Origin of the sequence: Oceanicaulis sp., assembly GCF_965249665.1 — a bacterium.
GTDB lineage: Bacteria > Pseudomonadota > Alphaproteobacteria > Caulobacterales > Maricaulaceae > Oceanicaulis.
The window spans coordinates 2,132,088-2,149,605 of record NZ_OZ252247.1; the positions used below are offsets into that span (position 1 = coordinate 2,132,088).

The 17,518-nt window shown below is 62.4% G+C and carries 21 protein-coding genes; 18 read left to right on the forward strand and 3 right to left on the reverse strand.

Features of this window, described 5'->3' with window-relative positions; genetic code table 11:
• Positions 1-210 precede the first annotated feature (210 nt).
• Both ACP154_RS10255 and erpA read right to left on the reverse strand, forming a co-directional pair.
• The gene (locus tag ACP154_RS10255) at positions 211-888 is read right to left on the reverse strand and encodes a nitroreductase (RefSeq protein ID WP_133722954.1); all 678 of its coding nucleotides are present in this window, start codon (positions 886-888) and stop codon (positions 211-213) included.
• Positions 889-964: 76 nt separating this feature from the next.
• Positions 965-1,309, reverse strand: a complete 345-nt coding sequence (gene erpA, locus ACP154_RS10260; RefSeq protein WP_107712889.1) for an iron-sulfur cluster insertion protein ErpA — start codon at positions 1,307-1,309, stop codon at positions 965-967.
• Positions 1,310-1,407: 98 nt separating this feature from the next.
• Between erpA and ACP154_RS10265 the strand changes: the two genes are divergently transcribed.
• The 18 genes from ACP154_RS10265 to ACP154_RS10350 all read left to right on the forward strand — a co-directional run bounded on the left by ACP154_RS10265 (position 1,408) and on the right by ACP154_RS10350 (position 16,158).
• Positions 1,408-2,583: a deoxyguanosinetriphosphate triphosphohydrolase gene (locus ACP154_RS10265; protein WP_421859491.1), complete on the forward strand. Its 1,176-nt coding sequence runs from the start codon at positions 1,408-1,410 to the stop codon at positions 2,581-2,583.
• Between the two features lie 120 nt (positions 2,584-2,703).
• On the forward strand, positions 2,704-3,513 hold the full coding sequence (locus ACP154_RS10270) for an SPOR domain-containing protein (protein WP_421859488.1): 810 nt from the start codon (positions 2,704-2,706) through the stop codon (positions 3,511-3,513).
• The gene (nagZ, locus tag ACP154_RS10275) at positions 3,510-4,538 is read left to right on the forward strand and encodes a beta-N-acetylhexosaminidase (RefSeq protein ID WP_421859485.1); all 1,029 of its coding nucleotides are present in this window, start codon (positions 3,510-3,512) and stop codon (positions 4,536-4,538) included. Before ACP154_RS10270 ends, nagZ begins: the two co-directional genes overlap by 4 nt.
• On the forward strand, positions 4,535-5,383 hold the full coding sequence (locus tag ACP154_RS10280; protein ID WP_421859481.1) for a segregation and condensation protein A: 849 nt from the start codon (positions 4,535-4,537) through the stop codon (positions 5,381-5,383). The genes nagZ and ACP154_RS10280 overlap by 4 nt, the downstream gene beginning before the upstream one ends.
• Positions 5,376-6,140 carry an SMC-Scp complex subunit ScpB gene (gene scpB, locus ACP154_RS10285; RefSeq protein WP_421859478.1) on the forward strand — a complete coding sequence of 255 codons (765 nt, stop codon included), beginning with the start codon at positions 5,376-5,378 and terminating at the stop codon, positions 6,138-6,140. The genes ACP154_RS10280 and scpB overlap by 8 nt, the downstream gene beginning before the upstream one ends.
• Positions 6,141-6,285: 145 nt before the next feature.
• Positions 6,286-6,534 carry a Sec-independent protein translocase TatA gene (locus ACP154_RS10290; protein WP_421859476.1) on the forward strand — a complete coding sequence of 83 codons (249 nt, stop codon included), beginning with the start codon at positions 6,286-6,288 and terminating at the stop codon, positions 6,532-6,534.
• 3 nt (positions 6,535-6,537) lie between these two features.
• Positions 6,538-6,969 carry a Sec-independent protein translocase protein TatB gene (gene tatB / locus ACP154_RS10295; protein ID WP_421859474.1) on the forward strand — a complete coding sequence of 144 codons (432 nt, stop codon included), beginning with the start codon at positions 6,538-6,540 and terminating at the stop codon, positions 6,967-6,969.
• Positions 6,969-7,772 carry a twin-arginine translocase subunit TatC gene (gene tatC / locus ACP154_RS10300; protein WP_107712896.1) on the forward strand — a complete coding sequence of 268 codons (804 nt, stop codon included), beginning with the start codon at positions 6,969-6,971 and terminating at the stop codon, positions 7,770-7,772. Before tatB ends, tatC begins: the two co-directional genes overlap by 1 nt.
• A 116-nt stretch (positions 7,773-7,888) precedes the next feature.
• Positions 7,889-9,163 (forward strand): serine--tRNA ligase, encoded by a 1,275-nt coding sequence (serS, locus tag ACP154_RS10305; RefSeq protein ID WP_421859470.1) that lies wholly within the window; start codon positions 7,889-7,891, stop codon positions 9,161-9,163.
• Entirely contained in the window at positions 9,160-9,945 is a 786-nt protein-coding gene (gene surE, locus ACP154_RS10310) for a 5'/3'-nucleotidase SurE (RefSeq protein ID WP_421859467.1), read from the forward strand. The genes serS and surE overlap by 4 nt, the downstream gene beginning before the upstream one ends.
• Positions 9,942-10,589: a protein-L-isoaspartate(D-aspartate) O-methyltransferase gene (locus tag ACP154_RS10315; RefSeq protein WP_107712899.1), complete on the forward strand. Its 648-nt coding sequence runs from the start codon at positions 9,942-9,944 to the stop codon at positions 10,587-10,589. Before surE ends, ACP154_RS10315 begins: the two co-directional genes overlap by 4 nt.
• A 102-nt stretch (positions 10,590-10,691) precedes the next feature.
• Positions 10,692-11,102 carry a hypothetical protein gene (locus ACP154_RS10320; RefSeq protein ID WP_421859465.1) on the forward strand — a complete coding sequence of 137 codons (411 nt, stop codon included), beginning with the start codon at positions 10,692-10,694 and terminating at the stop codon, positions 11,100-11,102.
• A 66-nt stretch (positions 11,103-11,168) separates the two neighbouring features.
• Positions 11,169-12,086 (forward strand): LysM peptidoglycan-binding domain-containing protein, encoded by a 918-nt coding sequence (locus tag ACP154_RS10325; protein WP_421859463.1) that lies wholly within the window; start codon positions 11,169-11,171, stop codon positions 12,084-12,086.
• 109 nt (positions 12,087-12,195) lie between these two features.
• The gene (gene yajC / locus ACP154_RS10330) at positions 12,196-12,564 is read left to right on the forward strand and encodes a preprotein translocase subunit YajC (protein WP_421859461.1); all 369 of its coding nucleotides are present in this window, start codon (positions 12,196-12,198) and stop codon (positions 12,562-12,564) included.
• A 62-nt stretch (positions 12,565-12,626) separates the two neighbouring features.
• Entirely contained in the window at positions 12,627-14,261 is a 1,635-nt protein-coding gene (secD, locus tag ACP154_RS10335) for a protein translocase subunit SecD (RefSeq protein WP_421859459.1), read from the forward strand.
• Between the two features lie 12 nt (positions 14,262-14,273).
• Entirely contained in the window at positions 14,274-15,257 is a 984-nt protein-coding gene (gene secF, locus ACP154_RS10340; RefSeq protein WP_421859456.1) for a protein translocase subunit SecF, read from the forward strand.
• Positions 15,223-15,615 carry an Mth938-like domain-containing protein gene (locus ACP154_RS10345; RefSeq protein WP_421859454.1) on the forward strand — a complete coding sequence of 131 codons (393 nt, stop codon included), beginning with the start codon at positions 15,223-15,225 and terminating at the stop codon, positions 15,613-15,615. The genes secF and ACP154_RS10345 overlap by 35 nt, the downstream gene beginning before the upstream one ends.
• Positions 15,616-15,690: 75 nt before the next feature.
• Complete coding sequence (locus ACP154_RS10350; RefSeq protein ID WP_421859452.1) at positions 15,691-16,158, forward strand: hypothetical protein; 468 nt, start codon at positions 15,691-15,693, stop codon at positions 16,156-16,158.
• Here ACP154_RS10350 and ACP154_RS10355 read toward each other — a convergent pair.
• Complete coding sequence (locus ACP154_RS10355) at positions 16,122-17,477, reverse strand: serine hydrolase domain-containing protein (protein ID WP_421859450.1); 1,356 nt, start codon at positions 17,475-17,477, stop codon at positions 16,122-16,124. The genes ACP154_RS10350 and ACP154_RS10355 overlap by 37 nt on opposite strands.
• Positions 17,478-17,518: the final 41 nt, after the last annotated feature.

A 17,518-nucleotide genomic window follows, 5' to 3' on the forward strand; every position in this document is an offset into this window, starting at 1 on the left:
CCGGGTTGTGGGCGAACAGACTGGCTGACGGCACAATCGACGGCTTCAAAGCCATAGCGCTGTCAGTGAGATCTGTTTCTAGCAGTGTTCGGGCGCTTTGTGGTCTTCCAGCGTGCAGTCTGACGCGGATTCGCAGCATGAGCAGGTGAAGAGCGCCTGTTTCGTGTCATCTGACAGGAAACGGACGCCTCTACTGGCCTTTGCTTGGGATCAAAACCCCTCAAACCGGGCGATTTCGTCCACAGAGGCGCGTTTGGCGCGCAGTTTGTTCACAGGCGCGTCGGGGTCGGCGTGGCCCAGCGCCATGCCGCAATAGACCTGGTCTGGACTTTCTACGCCCAGCGCCTGGCCGACGGTTTTGCAATGGGGCGTCCAGGCTTCCTGAAAACAGGTGGCGAGGCCGCGTTCCTGGGCGGCGAGGGCGAGGCTCATCATGAACATGCCCAGATGCGCCCATTGATTGGGGTTCATCCGCTCGTCGATGACAAAGAACAAACCCACCGGCGCGCCGAAGAATTGGTAATTCTGCATCAGCCAGTTCAGCCGCGCCGCCTTGTCTTCGCGCGGCACGCCCATCAGCGCGTACATATCCTCGCCCAACTCATAGCGGCGACTACGATAAGGCTCCCATAGCTTTTCGGGATAGACGGGGAAGGCGGCTTCGTCGTCGAACGGGTTCTCGGCCAGTTTCTTGGACACCGCGTCGATGACGCGCTGACGCGCTTCGCCGGCCACGACCACCACTTTCCAGGGCTGCAGATTGCCGCCGGACGCGGCCCGACGCGCAACCTCCAGAATGGCGCGCAAGTCATCCTCTGACACGGGCGTGTCGAGAAAGGCGCGGGTGGAAATGCGAGTGTTAAGGGCGTCGGAAACGGACTGGCTCATGAAATCTCCCCTGATAGTGTTTTTCACAAGGGAGCGCGAAACCTGTCGGCCTGTCCAGTCAGATTAAACGTCTCGATCAGATCGAGAAACTCGTGCCGCAGCCGCATGCGGCGGTGGCGTTGGGGTTTCGGATCTGGAAGCTCGCGCCGATCAGCTCGTCCACATAATCAATGATCGAGCCGTCCAGGAACTCCACACTCATCGGATCGATCAGCACCGTGGCGCCATGGCGTTCGATGCGCAGATCGTCGTCATTGGCGGTGTCGGTCAAATCGTATTTGTACGAAAAGCCCGAACAGCCTCCGCCCTCCACGGACAGGCGCAGATAGCGGGCCTGTGATTGCGCCTTGAGGATCTGGTTGATCTGGGCGGCGGCGGAGTCCGACAGTGAGATATCGGCGATGTTTGCGGCTGTGGTCATGAGCGTCTGACTTTCAACGTCTGGCGTTAAGGTCTCGCATCAGTATATGGACGTTCCTGACGCTTGAAAAAAGACCTCAACCGAGAATGGAGCTGGAAATGGCCCAGATGCGCGCTTCTTATGCCTGCGATCCGGCGAATAGCCGCGGCCGCCATCATCCCCAGCCTGAAAGCGCCATGCGCACAGCGTTCCAGCGCGACCGCGACCGGATCATCCATTCCAGCGCCTTTCGCCGGCTCAAGGAAAAGACGCAAGTCTTTGTCGCCCATGAAGGCGACGCCTATCGCACGCGCCTGACCCATTCGCTGGAAGTCGCCCAGATCGCCCGAACCCTGGCGCGGGCGTTGAAGGTGGATGAGGATCTGGCGGAAGCCAGCGCCCTGGCCCACGATTTGGGGCACCCGCCCTTTGGTCATTCGGGCGAAGACGCATTGTCTGAAGCCATGACGGAGTTCGGCGGCTTTGATCACAACGCCCAGACTTTGCGCGTGGTGACCAAGCTGGAAACGCGATACCCTGAGTTTGAAGGCCTGAACCTCGCCTGGGAGACGCTGGAAGGCGTCGTGAAACACAACGGCCCGCTGATGCGGGCAGGCGATGATCCGAACGTTCTGCCCTGGGGCTTCCGCGCCTATCCCGGCTGGCAAGCGCTGGAGCTTCACACCTATGCCGGGGTGGAGGGCCAGATCGCGGCGCTGTCCGATGATATCGCCTACAATAATCACGATATTGATGACGGCCTGCGCTCCGGCATTCTGAAGATCGAACAGCTGATGGAGCTTCCGCTGGTCGGGCAGGTCTTCCGTCGGTGCCGTGAACGCTATCCGGATATCTCAGAGAATATCCTGATCCATGAAGCCGTGCGCGAGCTGATCGGGTTGATGGTGGCGGATGTTCTGGAAGAGAGTCGACGTCGCCTGGAAGACAGCGGCGCAGACAGCCCTGATGCGGTGCGCGCACTCGATCAGCCCGTGGTGGCGTTTTCAGACGGGATGACGGAAAGCCTCGCGGCGGTGCGGCGGTTTTTGTATGCGAACATGTATCTGCACTACAAGGTCAAACGCATGAAAGAAAAGGGGAAGATGGTTGTCCGCGATCTGTTTTCCGCTTTTCTGTCTGATCCCATGTTGTTGCCGACCGAGCTGCAGCGCGACGCCAGCGGCGCAGGCGCGGAAGCGACAGCGCGCGCGGTGTGCGATTACATCGCCGGCATGACGGATCGCTATGCGATTGAGGAGCATCGCAAGCTCTTCCATGTGGAGGGGTGGGGTTAGGACCCGGCAGACTGTGGAAAATCACGACGGACAGGGCGACTCTGCGTCAAAGCTGTTGCTATGGTTTGCGCTGCTGTACGCCGCCGAATCACGGGGGCGCTGACCGGTGTGGAACGTGAGATGACCGACGACGACACCCGTTACGGGGCCTACGCCCCGCCGCCTGATGACTATGACGCCTACGATGCGCGTGAAGACGAGCAGGACCGCCGCGGCTGGTTGTTCCTGGGCGCTTCGGCTGTGGTGTTCATCCTGTTTGTGGCGGTGGTGTACAACACCTTCCAGCTGGGCGTGCGCGAGCGCGGCGAAAACCCCGTGATCACCGCCGACGCCGAGCCCTATCGCGTGGCGCCCGAAGACCCTGGCGGCTATGAAGCGCCTGATCAGGACCTTTCCGCCTATGAGCTTCGCGAAGGCGAAAGCGATCAGGCTGAGCCCGAAACGCCGCCCGCCCGTACGGTTTCTGAAGAGCCCGTGACCGAGCAGCCCGCGGCTGAGGTCGAGATGCCCGCCCTCCAGGTCGAGACCGCCAGTGCGGATGCGCTCGATGAACCCGCCGAGCGTGCGCCTGATCCGGAGCCTGAGCCTGTCCGCGCCGAACCTGTGCGCCCTGACCCGGCGCCGGTTCAACCCGCCCCGGCGCGAACCGAGCCGCGGACGCGGACCGTTATGCAGACAGACGGCGCTTATGTGGCTCAGATCGGCGCGTTCCGCTCCCGCGAAGACGCGGAAGCGGGCTGGGTGGCGTTCACCAGCCGGTTCTCTGATCTCGCTATCGGGTACGCGCCTGACATTCAGCGCGCGGACCTGGGCGATCGCGGCGTTTTCCATCGCCTGCGGGTCGCCGCTTTCGCCAGCCGTGAAGACGCGGCGCAATTTTGCGCTTCGCTCGATGCGCGCGGTCAGGCCTGCCTGGTGGCGCGCCGATGAGCGTGAGCGCCGCGCTGTACGGGCTGGACGGGGAGACCCTGACGCCGGACGAGAAAGCCTTTTTCCGCGACAGCGATCCTTGGGGGTTTATCCTCTTTGCGCGCAATGTGGACACGCCCAAACAGGTGCGCCGGCTGACCGGCGCCCTGCGTGAGGCGGTCGGCCGTGAAGCGCCGGTTTTCATCGACCAGGAAGGCGGCCGGGTGCAACGCCTGCGTCCGCCGCATTGGCGCGCTGCGCCGCCCGCACGCATCTTCGGCGCACTTTATGACCGCGAGCCCGAGCTGGCGCTGGAAGCGGTTCGTCTGAACCATCAGCTCTTGGGCGCCGAGCTGATCGCGCTGGGGATCGATGTGGACTTTGCGCCTTGCGCTGATTTGTCGGTGCCAGGCGCCCATGATGTGATCGGTGATCGCGCTTTTCATACGGACCCTGAACCCATTGCGCAGATGAGCACGGCGGCGCTGGACGGCTTGCTCGATCAGGGCGTTCTGGGCGTGATCAAGCATTTGCCGGGCCATGGCCGGGCCGCAGCGGACAGCCATCTTGAATTGCCCGTCGTGACCACTGACGCTGAAACCCTGTCCACGCGTGATTTTGCGGCCTTCAAGGGTATTGAAGGCGCACTGATGGCGATGACGGCCCATGTGGTCTACGCCGCCATCGACAGCGAGCACACCGCCACCCAGTCGCGCGATGTGGTGGACGGCGTCATTCGCGGCGCCATCGGGTTTAACGGTTTGCTCATGACGGACGACCTGTCCATGCAAGCGCTCGAAGGCTCGCTCAAGCAACGCGGCGAGCGGGCGCTCGCCGCCGGCTGTGAGCTGTTGATGCATTGCAATGGGAAGATGGCGGAGATGGTTGAGGTGGCGCATGCCGCCCCCACGCTGGGCGGTCAGGCCGCCGAACGCGCAGCGACAGCCCTTGAGGCGCGCCACAAACCGAATGTGTTTGACGCCGAGGATGGCGTGAAACGCCTGAAATCCCTGTTTGATCAAGGGGGCGTGCCGCTGACGCCATGACCGACCTGTTTGACGGTTTCGAGGAGGATGAAGACTTCTCCGCCGCCAAAGAGGCTGGCGCGACCGAAGCGCTGATTCTCGATATCGGCGGTTGGGAAGGCCCGCTTCATTTGCTGCTGGCGCTGGCGCGCAAGAACAAGGTCGATCTGGCGGTCATCTCCATGGTCGAACTGGCCGACCAGTATCTGGTCTTTATCAACAAGGCGCGCGCGCACAGGCTCGACATCGCGGCGGAATATCTCGTGATGGCGGCCTGGTTGACCTATCTCAAATCCCGCCTGCTTCTGCCCAAACCACGCCCGATTGATGACGAGCCTGAGCCGGAAATGATGGCGGCGGCGCTGGCCTTTCGGCTCAGCCGGCTTGAAGCCATGCGCGCGGCGGGTGATGCGCTTTTTGCGCGCCCGCTGAAGGGACGCGACGTCTTTACGCGCGGCGCGCCCGAAGGGGTGCGCTCGATCCGGACGCCGCTTTACGAGGCCGAGCTCTATGATCTTCTGAAGGCCTACGCCACCCGGCGCGAGCGCGAAGCCTTCGCCACCTATCAGCCTAAATCGCCCAATGTTTACGGGCTGGAGCAGGCGCGCAAACGGCTCAGCCAAGTGACGCGGGGGCTGACGGGCTGGACACGGCTTGATGAACTTTTGCCCGATGAGGACGAGCTTGGATATGACGCGCCCAGCTCTGATTCTGTGCTGGCGTCCTCACTGCTCGCGGCGCTTGAGATCACCAAGCATGGCGAGCTGCGCCTGAGGCAAGACGCGACCTATGCCCCGATCTGGATGCGGCACGTGGCGGAAGCGGCCGGATTATCCTTGAGCGAGGAGGGCGCCGAGCATGGCTGAAGAGGACAAGGACCCGATCGCTGAAGCGATCCAGGCGTTGCGCGCTCAGGCCCAAACGCTGCCCGCCGGAGACGCCGGACCGCCCGGCGTTCGGCTGGCGGTCGATAACGAACCGGAATTGCTGCGCATCGTTGAGGCCTTGCTGTTCGCCGCGTCAGAGCCGCTCGATCTCGACACCCTGCGCGCGCGCCTGCCGGACGACACCGATGTGCGCGGCCTGATCAATACGCTGCAGGTGAAATACGCCGATGCGGGCGTGAACCTGGTGGAGGTGGGCGGGCGCTGGCGGTTTCAGACCGCCGAAGACCTGGGATGGCTGTTGCGCACCGAGCGTGAAGAGCCGCGCAAACTGTCTCAAGCTGCGCTCGAAACCCTCGCCATCATCGCCTATCACCAGCCGGTCACCCGCGCAGAGATCGAAGATATTCGCGGCGTCGCAGTCTCCAAAGGCACGCTCGACCAATTGCTGGAAATGAAGTGGATTCGCCTGCGCGGCCGTCGGCGGACGCCGGGGCGCCCCGTCACCTATGGCGTGACGGACGCCTTTATGGATTATTTCGGGCTGGCGAACCTGTCAGACCTGCCTGGCGTTTCGGATCTGAAAGCGGCGGGGCTTTTGTCCAGCCGCCTGCCGCCGGACTTCTCCATTCCGTCGGCGGGGCATGTCTTGCCGGATTCAGACGAGGATCTGTTCAGCGAGGACGAAGCCGCCCAGTTCCATATGGATTTCCTGGAAGGCGACGAGCCTGAGGACTAAAGGCTCGTGTCACTGAAATGTCGAGCGGGAGCTGACGGGGTTATTGGACCCCGGCGCTTATATCCTCTAGTGAAGTGAGAACTGAGCGCCCCACGCGGCCTGCCGCGTTCAGCGCATCGGACAGTGTTTGCAAGGAGAGCGTCTCATGGGTGCGCATTGGACGGGCATTCTGATCGTTGTCGTGCTCCTGGTGCTGCTGTTTGGCGGCCGGGGCAAGATTTCAGGCTTGATGGGCGATCTGGCCAAGGGCGTGACTGAGTTCCGCAAAGGCCTGCGCGATGACGGCGACAAGTCTGACGAGAAATCCTCGTCCACGTCCGCCTCTGCCGCGCTTGAGGAGGGCGGTGCGCAGGATAGCCAGTCCACCCGCGAGGACGAGCGCACCGGAGGCTAGGCCATGAACCCGGCCTTTGGTTTTCCAGAACTGATCGTCATTGTCATTCTGGCGCTGGTCGTGGTGGGTCCGAAGGATCTGCCGCTGATGGTGCGCCGGATCGGGAAAATGATCGGCCAGGTCCGCGCGACCGCACGCGAGTTCCAACGCAGTTTTGACGAGCTGGGCCGTGAGGCGGAACTTGCTGAATTGCGAAAGGAAATCAGCTCGCTCAAATCCAATAATCCGATCAAGGATATCGAGCGCGAATTCCTGGAAAGCGACCAGGAGATGATGCGCGACATGGAGGACCGTCCCCATCCGCGGACGGCCCGACCCATGGCGGACCCCAAGCCCTTGCCCGGCGAAGCGCTGACCCCTGATCCTGAAGCGCCTGACGCTTCTGATCGTCCTGAACCGTCTGATGCACCGTCATCGAAGACTGGAGAGGGGTGATGGAGTCCCCCCAGCTTGAGCATGACGACGAGGTGGAATCCTCGCGCGCGCCGCTCATGGCGCATCTTGAAGAATTGCGCGATCGGCTGATCTGGTCTCTGGCCGCGATTGTCGTGGGGTTTGTGATCTGCTTCGTGTTTGCGGAATGGATCTACAATGTGCTTCTGGTGCCGTTTGAGGATGCGGCGCGTCAGGTGCGCGGCGATGCGCTGGACCTGCAGCTGATCTTCACCGCGCCGCTTGAGTTTTTCTTTGTCAAACTCAAGCTCGCCCTGTTTGGCGCGATCGTGCTGGCGTTCCCGATGCTTGCCTATCAGGTCTGGGCGTTTGTCCGTCCGGGCCTTTACAAGAACGAACGTCTGGCGTTTGCGCCCTTCCTTCTGGCGTCCCCGCTCTTGTTCGCCGCGGGCATGGCGTTCGTGTATTACGTCATCTTGCCGTTCGTGATGAGCTTTGCGCTCGGTCAGGAGCAGATCGGGCAAGAGGGACGCGCCAATATCCAGCTGCTGACGCGGGTCTCGGAATATCTCAACCTGGTGACCACGCTCTCATTGGCCTTCGGCGTCAGTTTTCAGTTGCCGGTCTTGCTTTCGCTTCTCGGCAAGGCGGGGATCATCACCTCGGGCGATCTGATCCGGTTCTGGAAATTCGCCCTGGTGGGCATCGCCGCCTTCGCAGCTTTCGTGACACCGCCGGATCCGATCAGCCAGCTCTTCCTCGCAGCGGCCATGTTCGGGCTCTACGGTCTTTCGATCCTGGCGGTGAAGCTCGTTGAGCGCAAACCGGACGAAGACGACGCCTGACGGCGCCTGGATCGCAGTGTAAACTGCGCACGCACATCCATTTGAACTGTGGACGATGGAAGCCTGCGCGAGTATCACGCGGGTTCCATTTCACCGTTCGACCTTTGAGTTTTATCATGCATGACATCCGTCTGATCCGCGACGAGCCGGCGGCTTTCGACGCCGCCATGGCCCTGCGCGGCGTGGAGCCGCAAGCCCAGCGCCTGATTGATCTGGACGCGCGCCGCCGTGAAGCGACCTCGCGCCTTCAGGAGATCGAGACCGAGCGCAACTCAAAGTCCAAAGAGATCGGCAAGGCGAAAGCCCAGGGCGATGAAGACCGCTTCAACGCCCTGCGCTCTGAGGTGGAGAGCCTCAAATCAGAAATGGAGCGCCTGACCGAAGAGGCGCGCACCGCTGAAGAAGTGCTCAACCAGCATCTGGCGGCGCTTCCGAATCGTCCTGCCGATGATGTGCCCGAGGGCAAAGACGAAAGCGAGAACGAGGAAGTGCGCGGCTGGGGCGAACCGCGCGCGTTTGATTTTGACGTGGCCGATCATGTGACCGTGGGCGAACGTCTGGGGCTCGATTTCGAGCGCGCCGCCGCCATGTCCGGCGCGCGCTTTGCGGTGCTGCAAGGCCCGTTGGCGCGGCTGGAGCGGGCGCTGGGTCAGTTCATGCTCGACCTTCAGACGACCGAGAACGGCTATCGCGAAACCTCCGTGCCCTACATGGTGCGCGATGACGCGTTGTTCGGCACGGGTCAGCTTCCAAAATTTGCGGAAGACCTGTTTCGCACCACAGATGATCGCTGGCTGATCCCGACCGCTGAAGTGCCGCTGACCAATCTGGTGCGCGACTCCATCCATGCGGAAGACAGCTTTCCGATCCGCATGACGGCGCTGACGCCATGCTTCCGGTCTGAAGCAGGCTCGGCGGGGCGCGACACGCGCGGCCTGATCCGCATGCACCAGTTCCTGAAGGTCGAGCTGGTGTCGATCACCACGCCTGAGCAGTCTGAAGATGAGCTTGAGCGCATGACCCAGTGCGCCGAAATGGTGCTGCGCCGTCTGGAGCTGCCCTACCGGGTGATGAAGCTGTGCACCGGTGATATGGGCTTTTCCGCGCGCCGCACCTACGACCTTGAGGTCTGGATGCCCAGCCAGGACACGTATCGCGAGATCAGCTCGTGCTCGACCTGCGGCGATTTCCAGGCGCGCCGGATGAATGCGCGCTACCGCAAGGAGGGCGAGAAAAAGCCTGACTTCCTGCACACGCTCAATGGCTCGGGACTGGCGGTGGGCCGGGCGCTGGTCGCCATCCTTGAAAACCATCAGCAGGCCGACGGCTCGGTGCGCATACCTGAAGCGCTACGGCCCTATATGGGCGGCGTTGAGGTGATCGAGCCATGAGCGGACCGCGCATCCTGCTCGTCAATGATGATGGCATTCACGCGCCGGGGCTGAAGGTGCTGGAGCAGATCGCACGCACCGTCTCTGACGATGTGTGGGTGGTGGCGCCGGCGGATGAGCAATCGGGGATGGGCCGCGCTCTGACGCTCAACGCGCCGCTGCGGGTCGAGCAATTTGACGAACAGCGCTTTTCCGTCTCTGGCACGCCGACCGATTGCGTACATATGGCGATGGATATCCTGATGACGGACGCCCGTCCGGACCTTTTGTTGTCAGGCGTCAATTCAGGTCAGAACATCGCGGATGATGTGACGATGTCCGGGACGGTCGCGGCAGCGATGCATGGCGTCCAGATGGGCGTGCGTTCCATCGCCCTGTCGCAAGCCTATGGCTTTGAAGGGCGGGACAAGATCCGCTGGGAGACGGCGCGCGAGCATGGCCCGCGCATCCTCAAGGCCCTGCTGGATACGCCCTGGAGCCAGAACACGCTGCTGAATGTGAATTTCCCCGACCGGGCGCCCGATCAGGTGGCCGGCTCTGAAGTCACAGTCCAGGGCAAGCGCGACCAGGTCGTGCTGCGCGCTGATGAGCGGACGGATTTGCGCGGGCGGGCCTATTACTGGCTTGGCTTTAACGGCAAGCTGTCGGACCCGGCTGTCGGAACGGATTTGCGCGCTGTCTATGAGGGGCGGATCTCCATCACGCCGCTGCATCTTGACCTGACCAATTACGACGCCCGCACCCGCCTGAAAGCCGCGCTCAAAGAGACGCTGAACCCATGACCGGCACGCCCGACACCCGCATGATCCAGCTTGTGATGGCGCTGCGACGGGCGGGCGTTTCCGACAAGCAGGTGCTGATGGCGATCGAGCGCACGCCACGTGAAATCTTCGTGCCAGAGGGCTTTGCGGATCAGGCGTTCGAGAACCGCCCGTTGCCGATTGATTGTGGTCAGACCATTTCCCAGCCTTTCGTCGTGGCGGCGATGACCGAAGCGCTCAAGCTTGATGACCGCTGCAAGGTGCTCGAGATCGGCACAGGGTCCGGTTATCAGGCGGCGGTGCTGGCGCGTCTGGCGCGCCGCGTCTACACGGTCGAACGCTATCGCACTTTGGCCAAGGAAGCCGAAGCGCGGTTTAATGCGTTGCGTCTGTCCAATATCGTCACGCGGATCGGGGATGGCTCTCTGGGCTGGCCTGAACAGGCGCCGTTTGACCGCATCATCGTCACCGCCGCGGCGGCGTCGCGTCCCGATACGCTGCTTGATCAGCTCAAGCCCGGCGGGATCTGCGTTGCGCCGGTGCAAAACGGGCCTGTGCAGACATTGGTGCGCTATGACAAGTCCGAAGCGGGTGAGGTAACGGAAACGGCGCTGTTTGACGTGCGGTTCGTGCCGCTGGTGCCGGGTGAGGCCAGGGCGCTCTAGACTTTTCTTGAGAACCGGCTGCGATTTCATCTTCCGGCGTGATAAGCTGTCCTTGCAGGGACCGCGTCTGAATGGGTCCCGTGGTCACACAAGGAGCTCCCCATGAATCTTTTCGCTGCATTGACGGCCTTGAGCGCTTCGCTGGTCATGACGGGCGCCGCGCTGTCGCAATCTGAGGACACGGATGAAGCGCCGTTCGTACCCGAAGGCTATGAACTGACGGGCGAGACCCGCTCCTGCCTGTCTCTGACGCGCATCGACAGCATTGATACGGTTGATGAGAGCGCCTGGCTGGTGACGATGAGAAACCGCGATGCCTATGTCACCCGCGTTGGCCGGGGCTGCCGGTCTGCAACGCGTGCTTTCACCTATATCAGTTACAGCGTTCCGGGCACCCAACTTTGCCAGGGCGAGATCGTGCGCGTAATGGATCAGGGCACGAACACGGTTGTGGGCAGCTGCGGCATTGGTGAGTTTGAAAAACTGAGCCCGCTGCCGGAAGACGCCAGCTAAAGTCAACACACGGTTAACGCTCATCCGCCATTCTGCCGGGACAGAGTTCAAGGCAGGACAGGGTGTATGCGCTCTATGATGCGCACATGTTTGCTGGGGCTGAGCGTCGCGGCGGTTTTATCCGCCTGCGCTGCGCCCTTGCGTGCGCCTGCTCCCATCGAGCATGGAACAAGCGCAGCGGCCCGTTCGACGGCCAGCTGTGGGCGCAGCGTTTCGGTTCGTCCGGGGGATACGCTGTTCGCGATTGCTCAGCGATGCGGCGTCTCATTGAGGGATCTTGCGGCTGAAAACAGCTTGCGCGAGCCCTACACCCTGCGCACCGGACAAAGTCTGCGCTTGCCGGGGCCGTCCGTCTACACGGTGCAGCGGGGCGATAATCTGTATCGGATTGCGCTCGCCCACGGGATGAGCACGGATCAGCTGGCGCAAATGAATGGTCTGCGCCGCCCTTACACCATTTATCCCGGTCAGGATCTGTCCGTGAACGGGCCGGCGCGGTCGGTGGCGCAAGCGCGGCCTCCGGTCGCGAGCGGCGGCGGTTCGACCGCGCGATCCGATCCGCCCTCTCGCCGCGCCAGCCCGCCGCCCCAGGCGTCTGCCGCGAATGCGCCCAGCTTCCAATGGCCGCTGCAGGGGCAAGTCATCACGCCCTATGGCGGCGCCGAAGGCAGCCGCATTGACGGCATCCGCATCGCTGCGCGACTGGGCGATCCGGTACGCGCCGCCGCAGATGGCGAAGTCGTCTATGCGGGCAATGAGTTGCAGGGCTATGGCGAGCTGGTTCTGGTGCGGCACGCCAATAACTGGGTGACAGCCTACGGCCTCAATTCGATCTTGCGGGTGAATGTCGGCGACCGGGTGACGACCGGCCAACACATTGCCGATGCAGGCGCGTCAGGCTCTGAAACCCGAACAGCGCTTCATTTCGAAGTCCGGCGGGGCGTCAGCCCGGTCGATCCGATGCAGGTTCTACCCGCCCGCTAGCGCCGGACTGAGTAAATCAGGTGACGACATACCGCCGGGTCTTGTTGCATGCGGCGCGGACCCCGATATATTCCGGCAACCCTAATCGCTCGTTTTTACCGGAGCCGCCATGTTTTCCGCGACCGACTCTGTCTTTCTCGCCACCGCCGCCGCTTCAGGCGCACAGGGCGGGCTCGCCGCCATGCTGATGCAGTTCGCCCCGTTCATCCTGATCTTCGTGGTCTTCTACTTCCTGCTGATCCGTCCGCAGCAGCAAAAAGCCAAGGCGCACCGGGAAATGGTTGAAGGCCTTCGCAAGGGCGATGAAGTCGTCACCTCTGGCGGCATGATCGGCAAGGTGACGCGCGTGGCTGACGCCGAAGCGACGGTGGAACTCGCCGAAGGCGTCCGGGTCAAAGTGCTCAAGCATACCATTATGGAAGTGCGCACCCGCACCGAGCCGGCCAACGACGCCTCCGACGCCAAGTCTTCCGACTAAGGCCTGACTGACATTCCGGCGTCGGGCTCTCGGCCCGGCGCCGCCGGACGCTTGAGAGCCCCATGCTGTATTTCGCTCCTTGGAAGACGACGGTCGTCACCCTCGTCATCCTGATCGGCCTTCTGTTCACTCTGCCCAATTTTGTGCCGGAAAGCGTTCGTCTGGACGCCAATGGGGAACCCAAGGGCGTCTTTACGGTTCTGCCGCACAAGACGATCAATCTGGGGCTCGATCTGCGCGGGGGCTCCCACCTGGTGTTCCAGGTGGATATGGACGAAGTGCGCCAGGAGCGTCTGGAAAATCTGCAAGATGATGCGCGCAGCGCCCTGCGCGAAGATCCGCCCATCCTGATCGCCGGCTCGCCTGCGGTGGTGGAAGGCCAGGTCATCGTTCGTCTGTCGCGCCCTGAAGACATGGACCGCGCCCTGGAGCGCCTGGAAGAGCTCAACGAGCCGATCACCACCGCCACGGGCGCGCAGGGCATGGCCCAGACCCTGACCGTCAATCAGGGCGATGACGACCGGACAATCCGTATGGGGATCACTGACGCGGCGCTGGACGCCGTGCGTCAACGCACCGTCACTCAATCGATCGAAGTCATTCGTCGCCGTGTGGACTCCACGGGCACCACTGAGCCCAATATCGCCCGTCAGGGCGAGGACCGGGTTCTGGTTCAGGTGCCGGGCGAAAGCGATCCTCAGCGCATCATCGACCTGGTGGGCACCACGGCGCGCCTGACATTCCACATGGTGGAAGAGGGGATCACCATTAATCCTGACGGCACGGGCCGCACGCCGCCTGGCGTGATGATCCTGCCGTCCGAACGTTCGGGCGAGCCCTATCTCGCCGTGCAACGCCGGGCGCTCGTCACGGGCGAGCAGCTGGTGAATGCCGGTCAGGCGTTTGACCAGAACGGCCAGCCAGCGGTCAGCTTCCGTTTCAACACCTCTGGCGCCCGATCGTTTGCAGAAGCGACCACCCAGAACCGCGGTCGCCGCTTCGCCATCGTACTTGATGACACCATTATCTCCGCGCCTGTCATCCGCAGCGCCATTACCGGCGGGTCCGGCATCATTGAAGGCGGCTTCACGCTGCAATCGGCCACGGACCTGTCCAACATGCTCAATGCGGGCGCGCTGCCGGCGCGCCTGACCCCGGTGGAGCAACGCACCGTCACCGCAAGCCTTGGCGCGGATTCGGTGGCGCGCGGCGAGACAGCGGTGTTGATCGGCTTCGGGTTGGTGATCGTGTTCATGGCGCTCGCCTATGGCTTTTTCGGGATTGTCTCGACCCTGGCGCTGCTGGCGAACATCCTGTTGCTGCTGGGCGCCCTGTCAGGGCTGCAGGCGACACTGACCCTGCCGGGCATCGCCGGGATCGTGCTGACCATCGGCATGGCGGTGGACGCCAATGTGCTGATCTTTGAGCGGGTCAGGGAGGAATACCGATTGGGACGAACGGTCACCACGGCCTTCGAAGCCGGGTATTCGCGCGCCCTGTCCGCCATTCTGGACGCCAACATCACCACTCTCATCGCAGCGTCGGTTCTGTACATGCTGGGCGCAGGCCCCGTGCGCGGCTTCGCCGTGACGCTGGGCATCGGCATCCTGACCTCGGTCTTCACCGCTTTTGTGTTCTCACGTCTTCTGATTTCGACCTGGCTGCGTCTGGCCCGTCCGAAATCACTGGCCATGTAAGGGGAGGCGATCATGTCGCTTGCACTCGTCCGCCTCATTCCCACCGATACCAGTGTGCCGTTCATCAAGGCGCGCCTGGTCGCCTTTTTCTTCTCTATGGCCCTGATCCTGGGGTCCATCACCGCATTCACAACGCTGGGGCTCAATTTCGGTATCGATTTTCGCGGCGGCACCGCGATCGAAGTAAAGACCCAAGGCCCTGCCGATACCGGCGCGCTCCGCGACGTGCTGACAGGCCTCGATCTGGGGGATGTCCAGGTTCAGGGCTTTGGCGCGGAAGACGAAGCTCTGGTGCGCGTGGGTCTGGTCTCGGCCGAACGCGTCAACGAGATCGAGGGCTATTCCGTCGAAAATGACGCTGAAGCCCAGCAGGCTGTTCGCCAGATGGTTTCCATCGCGCTTGAAGAGGCCTTCCCGGGAATCGTATTTCAGAAAATCGAATCCCTGAGCCCGCAAGTCTCAGGCGAATTGGTGGTTGCAGGGGCCAGCTCCATCGGCGTCGCCCTGCTTTTGATGCTGATCTATATCTGGTTCCGGTTCGAGTGGCAGTATTCCGTGGGCGCCGTGCTGGCGCTGATCCACGACGTGATCGCCACCATCGGCTTCTTCGCCATCACACAACTGGAATTCAACCTGTCCACCATCGCCGCGATCCTGACGATTGTGGGCTATTCGATGAACGACACCGTGATCGTCTATGACCGGATCCGCGAAGACTTCCGCAAGTTCAAGACACGCCCCACCGTGGACGTGCTCAACGGCGCCATCAACTCCACCCTCTCGCGCACCATCCTGACCTCGGGCACCACGCTGGTGGCTATCATCGCCATGGCGGTGATCGGCGGCCCGGCGCTGGAAGGCTTCGCACTGGCGCTGATCTGGGGCGTGGGTGTCGGGACGTATTCGTCAATCTTCGTGGCCGCGCCGCTTCTGACCCTGACCGGGGTGAAGCGGACGTCTGATGACGACGCTGACGGAGGCGCTCGTGCCCCGTAACGCGTCCGGATCCGGCCTGCCTCCCATTGATGCGTTCGGCGATGGCGGGTTTCGCATCGCCGGGGTGCGCAAGAATGGCGCGACCTTGATCGTGGACGGCGCCGCGCGCGCCTGGGCCCGGAGCAGTGATCGGTTGGAGCTTGCCGATCTGCAGGTCTTCCTCAACGCTTCAACACGGCCGGACATGCTGATCCTGGGCGTGGGGGAGCGTTTGGAGCACCCTCCCGCCAGTATTCGCAAAGCGTTTCGCGAAGCCGGCGTCGGGCTGGAAGTCATGGATACGGCGACGGCCTGCCGCACCTATAATCTGTTGGCGGGCGAAGGGCGGAACGTGGCGGCGGCCCTGTTAGCGGTTTAACCGCTCTTAAGCCTATGTGGGATTCAATCGATTAGACTTATGCCGCAGGCGAATGTCGCTTTTGAAGGCTTCAAGATGACGATTGAAATGAGCCCAGCAGGTCCAAACTTTCAAATCATTGAAAAAACAATCAATAATACGGTCAGTTACACGGGCCTGATTGGAGCGAGCCTACAGCCTTTGTTGGGCAAGGCCATCGCCGATTACAAACGCAAGATTGATGACCATACCATTTTGATCGTCGACTACCGCAAGGGCGATCCGGGTGTCAGGCCTCAAGACCTCAATGATCTGCTTGATGAGGTCGGGGACGCCTGGTCGATTCCTGAACGCATTGTCTATCTGTACAATGAGAGCAACCGGATGCGGACGGCGCATTTCAGCAAGCTGGTTCTCAAGCGTGGCGGCGATGTGGTTGCGGTTTCAAGCTGGCGGGACGCCTGCGAGGCCCTGGGCATGGACCTGGGAGGCGACCCGCTGGATGAGCTTGATCGAATTGTCGGCGTTCAGGATTCTGACAAAACCGCGTCATACACCAGCTGATCAAACACGGCGCGCGCGCCAATAGTGTCTGGCGTGGTCGGGCCCGGTTGCTCCTGGCTCATGATGACAGCCACAACGCCAGTGCTGGGACTGATGAAGAATTCCGTGTCGAAATAGCCTGACCATCCAAAATCACCCTGCGCGCGCACCGGGTGGTCGCCGGGGCCGTCATAAATCACGCCCACGCCATACCCGTAACCCAGATCAACCGCATCCATACGATCGGGCATGCGATCCGCCTGCACATGGGCGGTGCTCATGGCGGCGACGGAGTCCTCTGAGAGCAGGCGTGCGCCGTCGAGCGCGCCGCCATTCGCCAGCATTTGCGCAAACCGGATATAATCATTGGCGGTGGAGAACAGGCCGGCGCCGCCGGCTTCAAAGGCCGCGACGCTCGCAGCGTCTTCTGTGCTGGGCACTCGTGTCAGCTGGCCGTCCTCGCCATGGGTGTAGACCGCGGCCAGACGGGCGCGCTGGTCATCACGCAGGAAGAATGTGGTGTCCGCCATGCCCAGAGGCTGGAAAATGCGCGCTTGGGTGAAGTCTTCAAGACTGTCGCCTGACGCCACGGCCACGAGATGGCCCAAGACATCGCTGGCGTATGAATAGAACCAGGCGGAGCCGGGTTGGAAATAGAGCGGTAAATCCGCCAGCATCTGCATCCGGCTGTCCATGTCGCCTTCAGCGGCGTAAATATCGTTGCCGATATAAAGCGCGCCCAGATTGGACTGGTAATCAAACAGATAGCCAAGGCCCGACGTATGGGTGAGCAGGTCTTCCACGGTGATCTGGCGCTCGGCCTCGATGGTGGGGATTTCGTAGCTCTCATCTCTTTGCAAAGAGGTGGCGACGCGCACATCTGCAAAGGCGGGAATATAGTCGCTGACCGGGTCGTCCAGCGCGATGACGCCGTCTTCAATCAACAACATCGCCGCAACGGCCGTGACCGGTTTGGTCATGGATGCGATCCGCACCACCGTGTCCGCTGTCATGGGGCGGTCCGCTTCCAGATCGGCGTATCCGGCGCTGGCGGTGTGCAGCACTTCGCCATGACGAGCCAGCACAGCCACATAGCCGGCGCGTTGCTGGGCGCTGGCGAGTTCGGCCAGGCGGCTGTCGAGCTGGGCGAGACCCGCTTGACTGAAGCCGGGCGTCGGCAGCGTGGCGGGCGCCGTTTGCGATGCGGCTTCCTGTGTGGCTTCCGGGGCGGCTTCAGGAGTGGGCGAAGCGGCGGGTTCGTCACAGGCGCCCAGAGCGAGCAAGAGCGAGAGAGCGCCCAGCGATGCGCCTTTGCGCAGTTGTGACACATTGATCCGCATGAGAGGCCCCCTGAAATCCCAAAAGAAAACGGCTGCGGTGA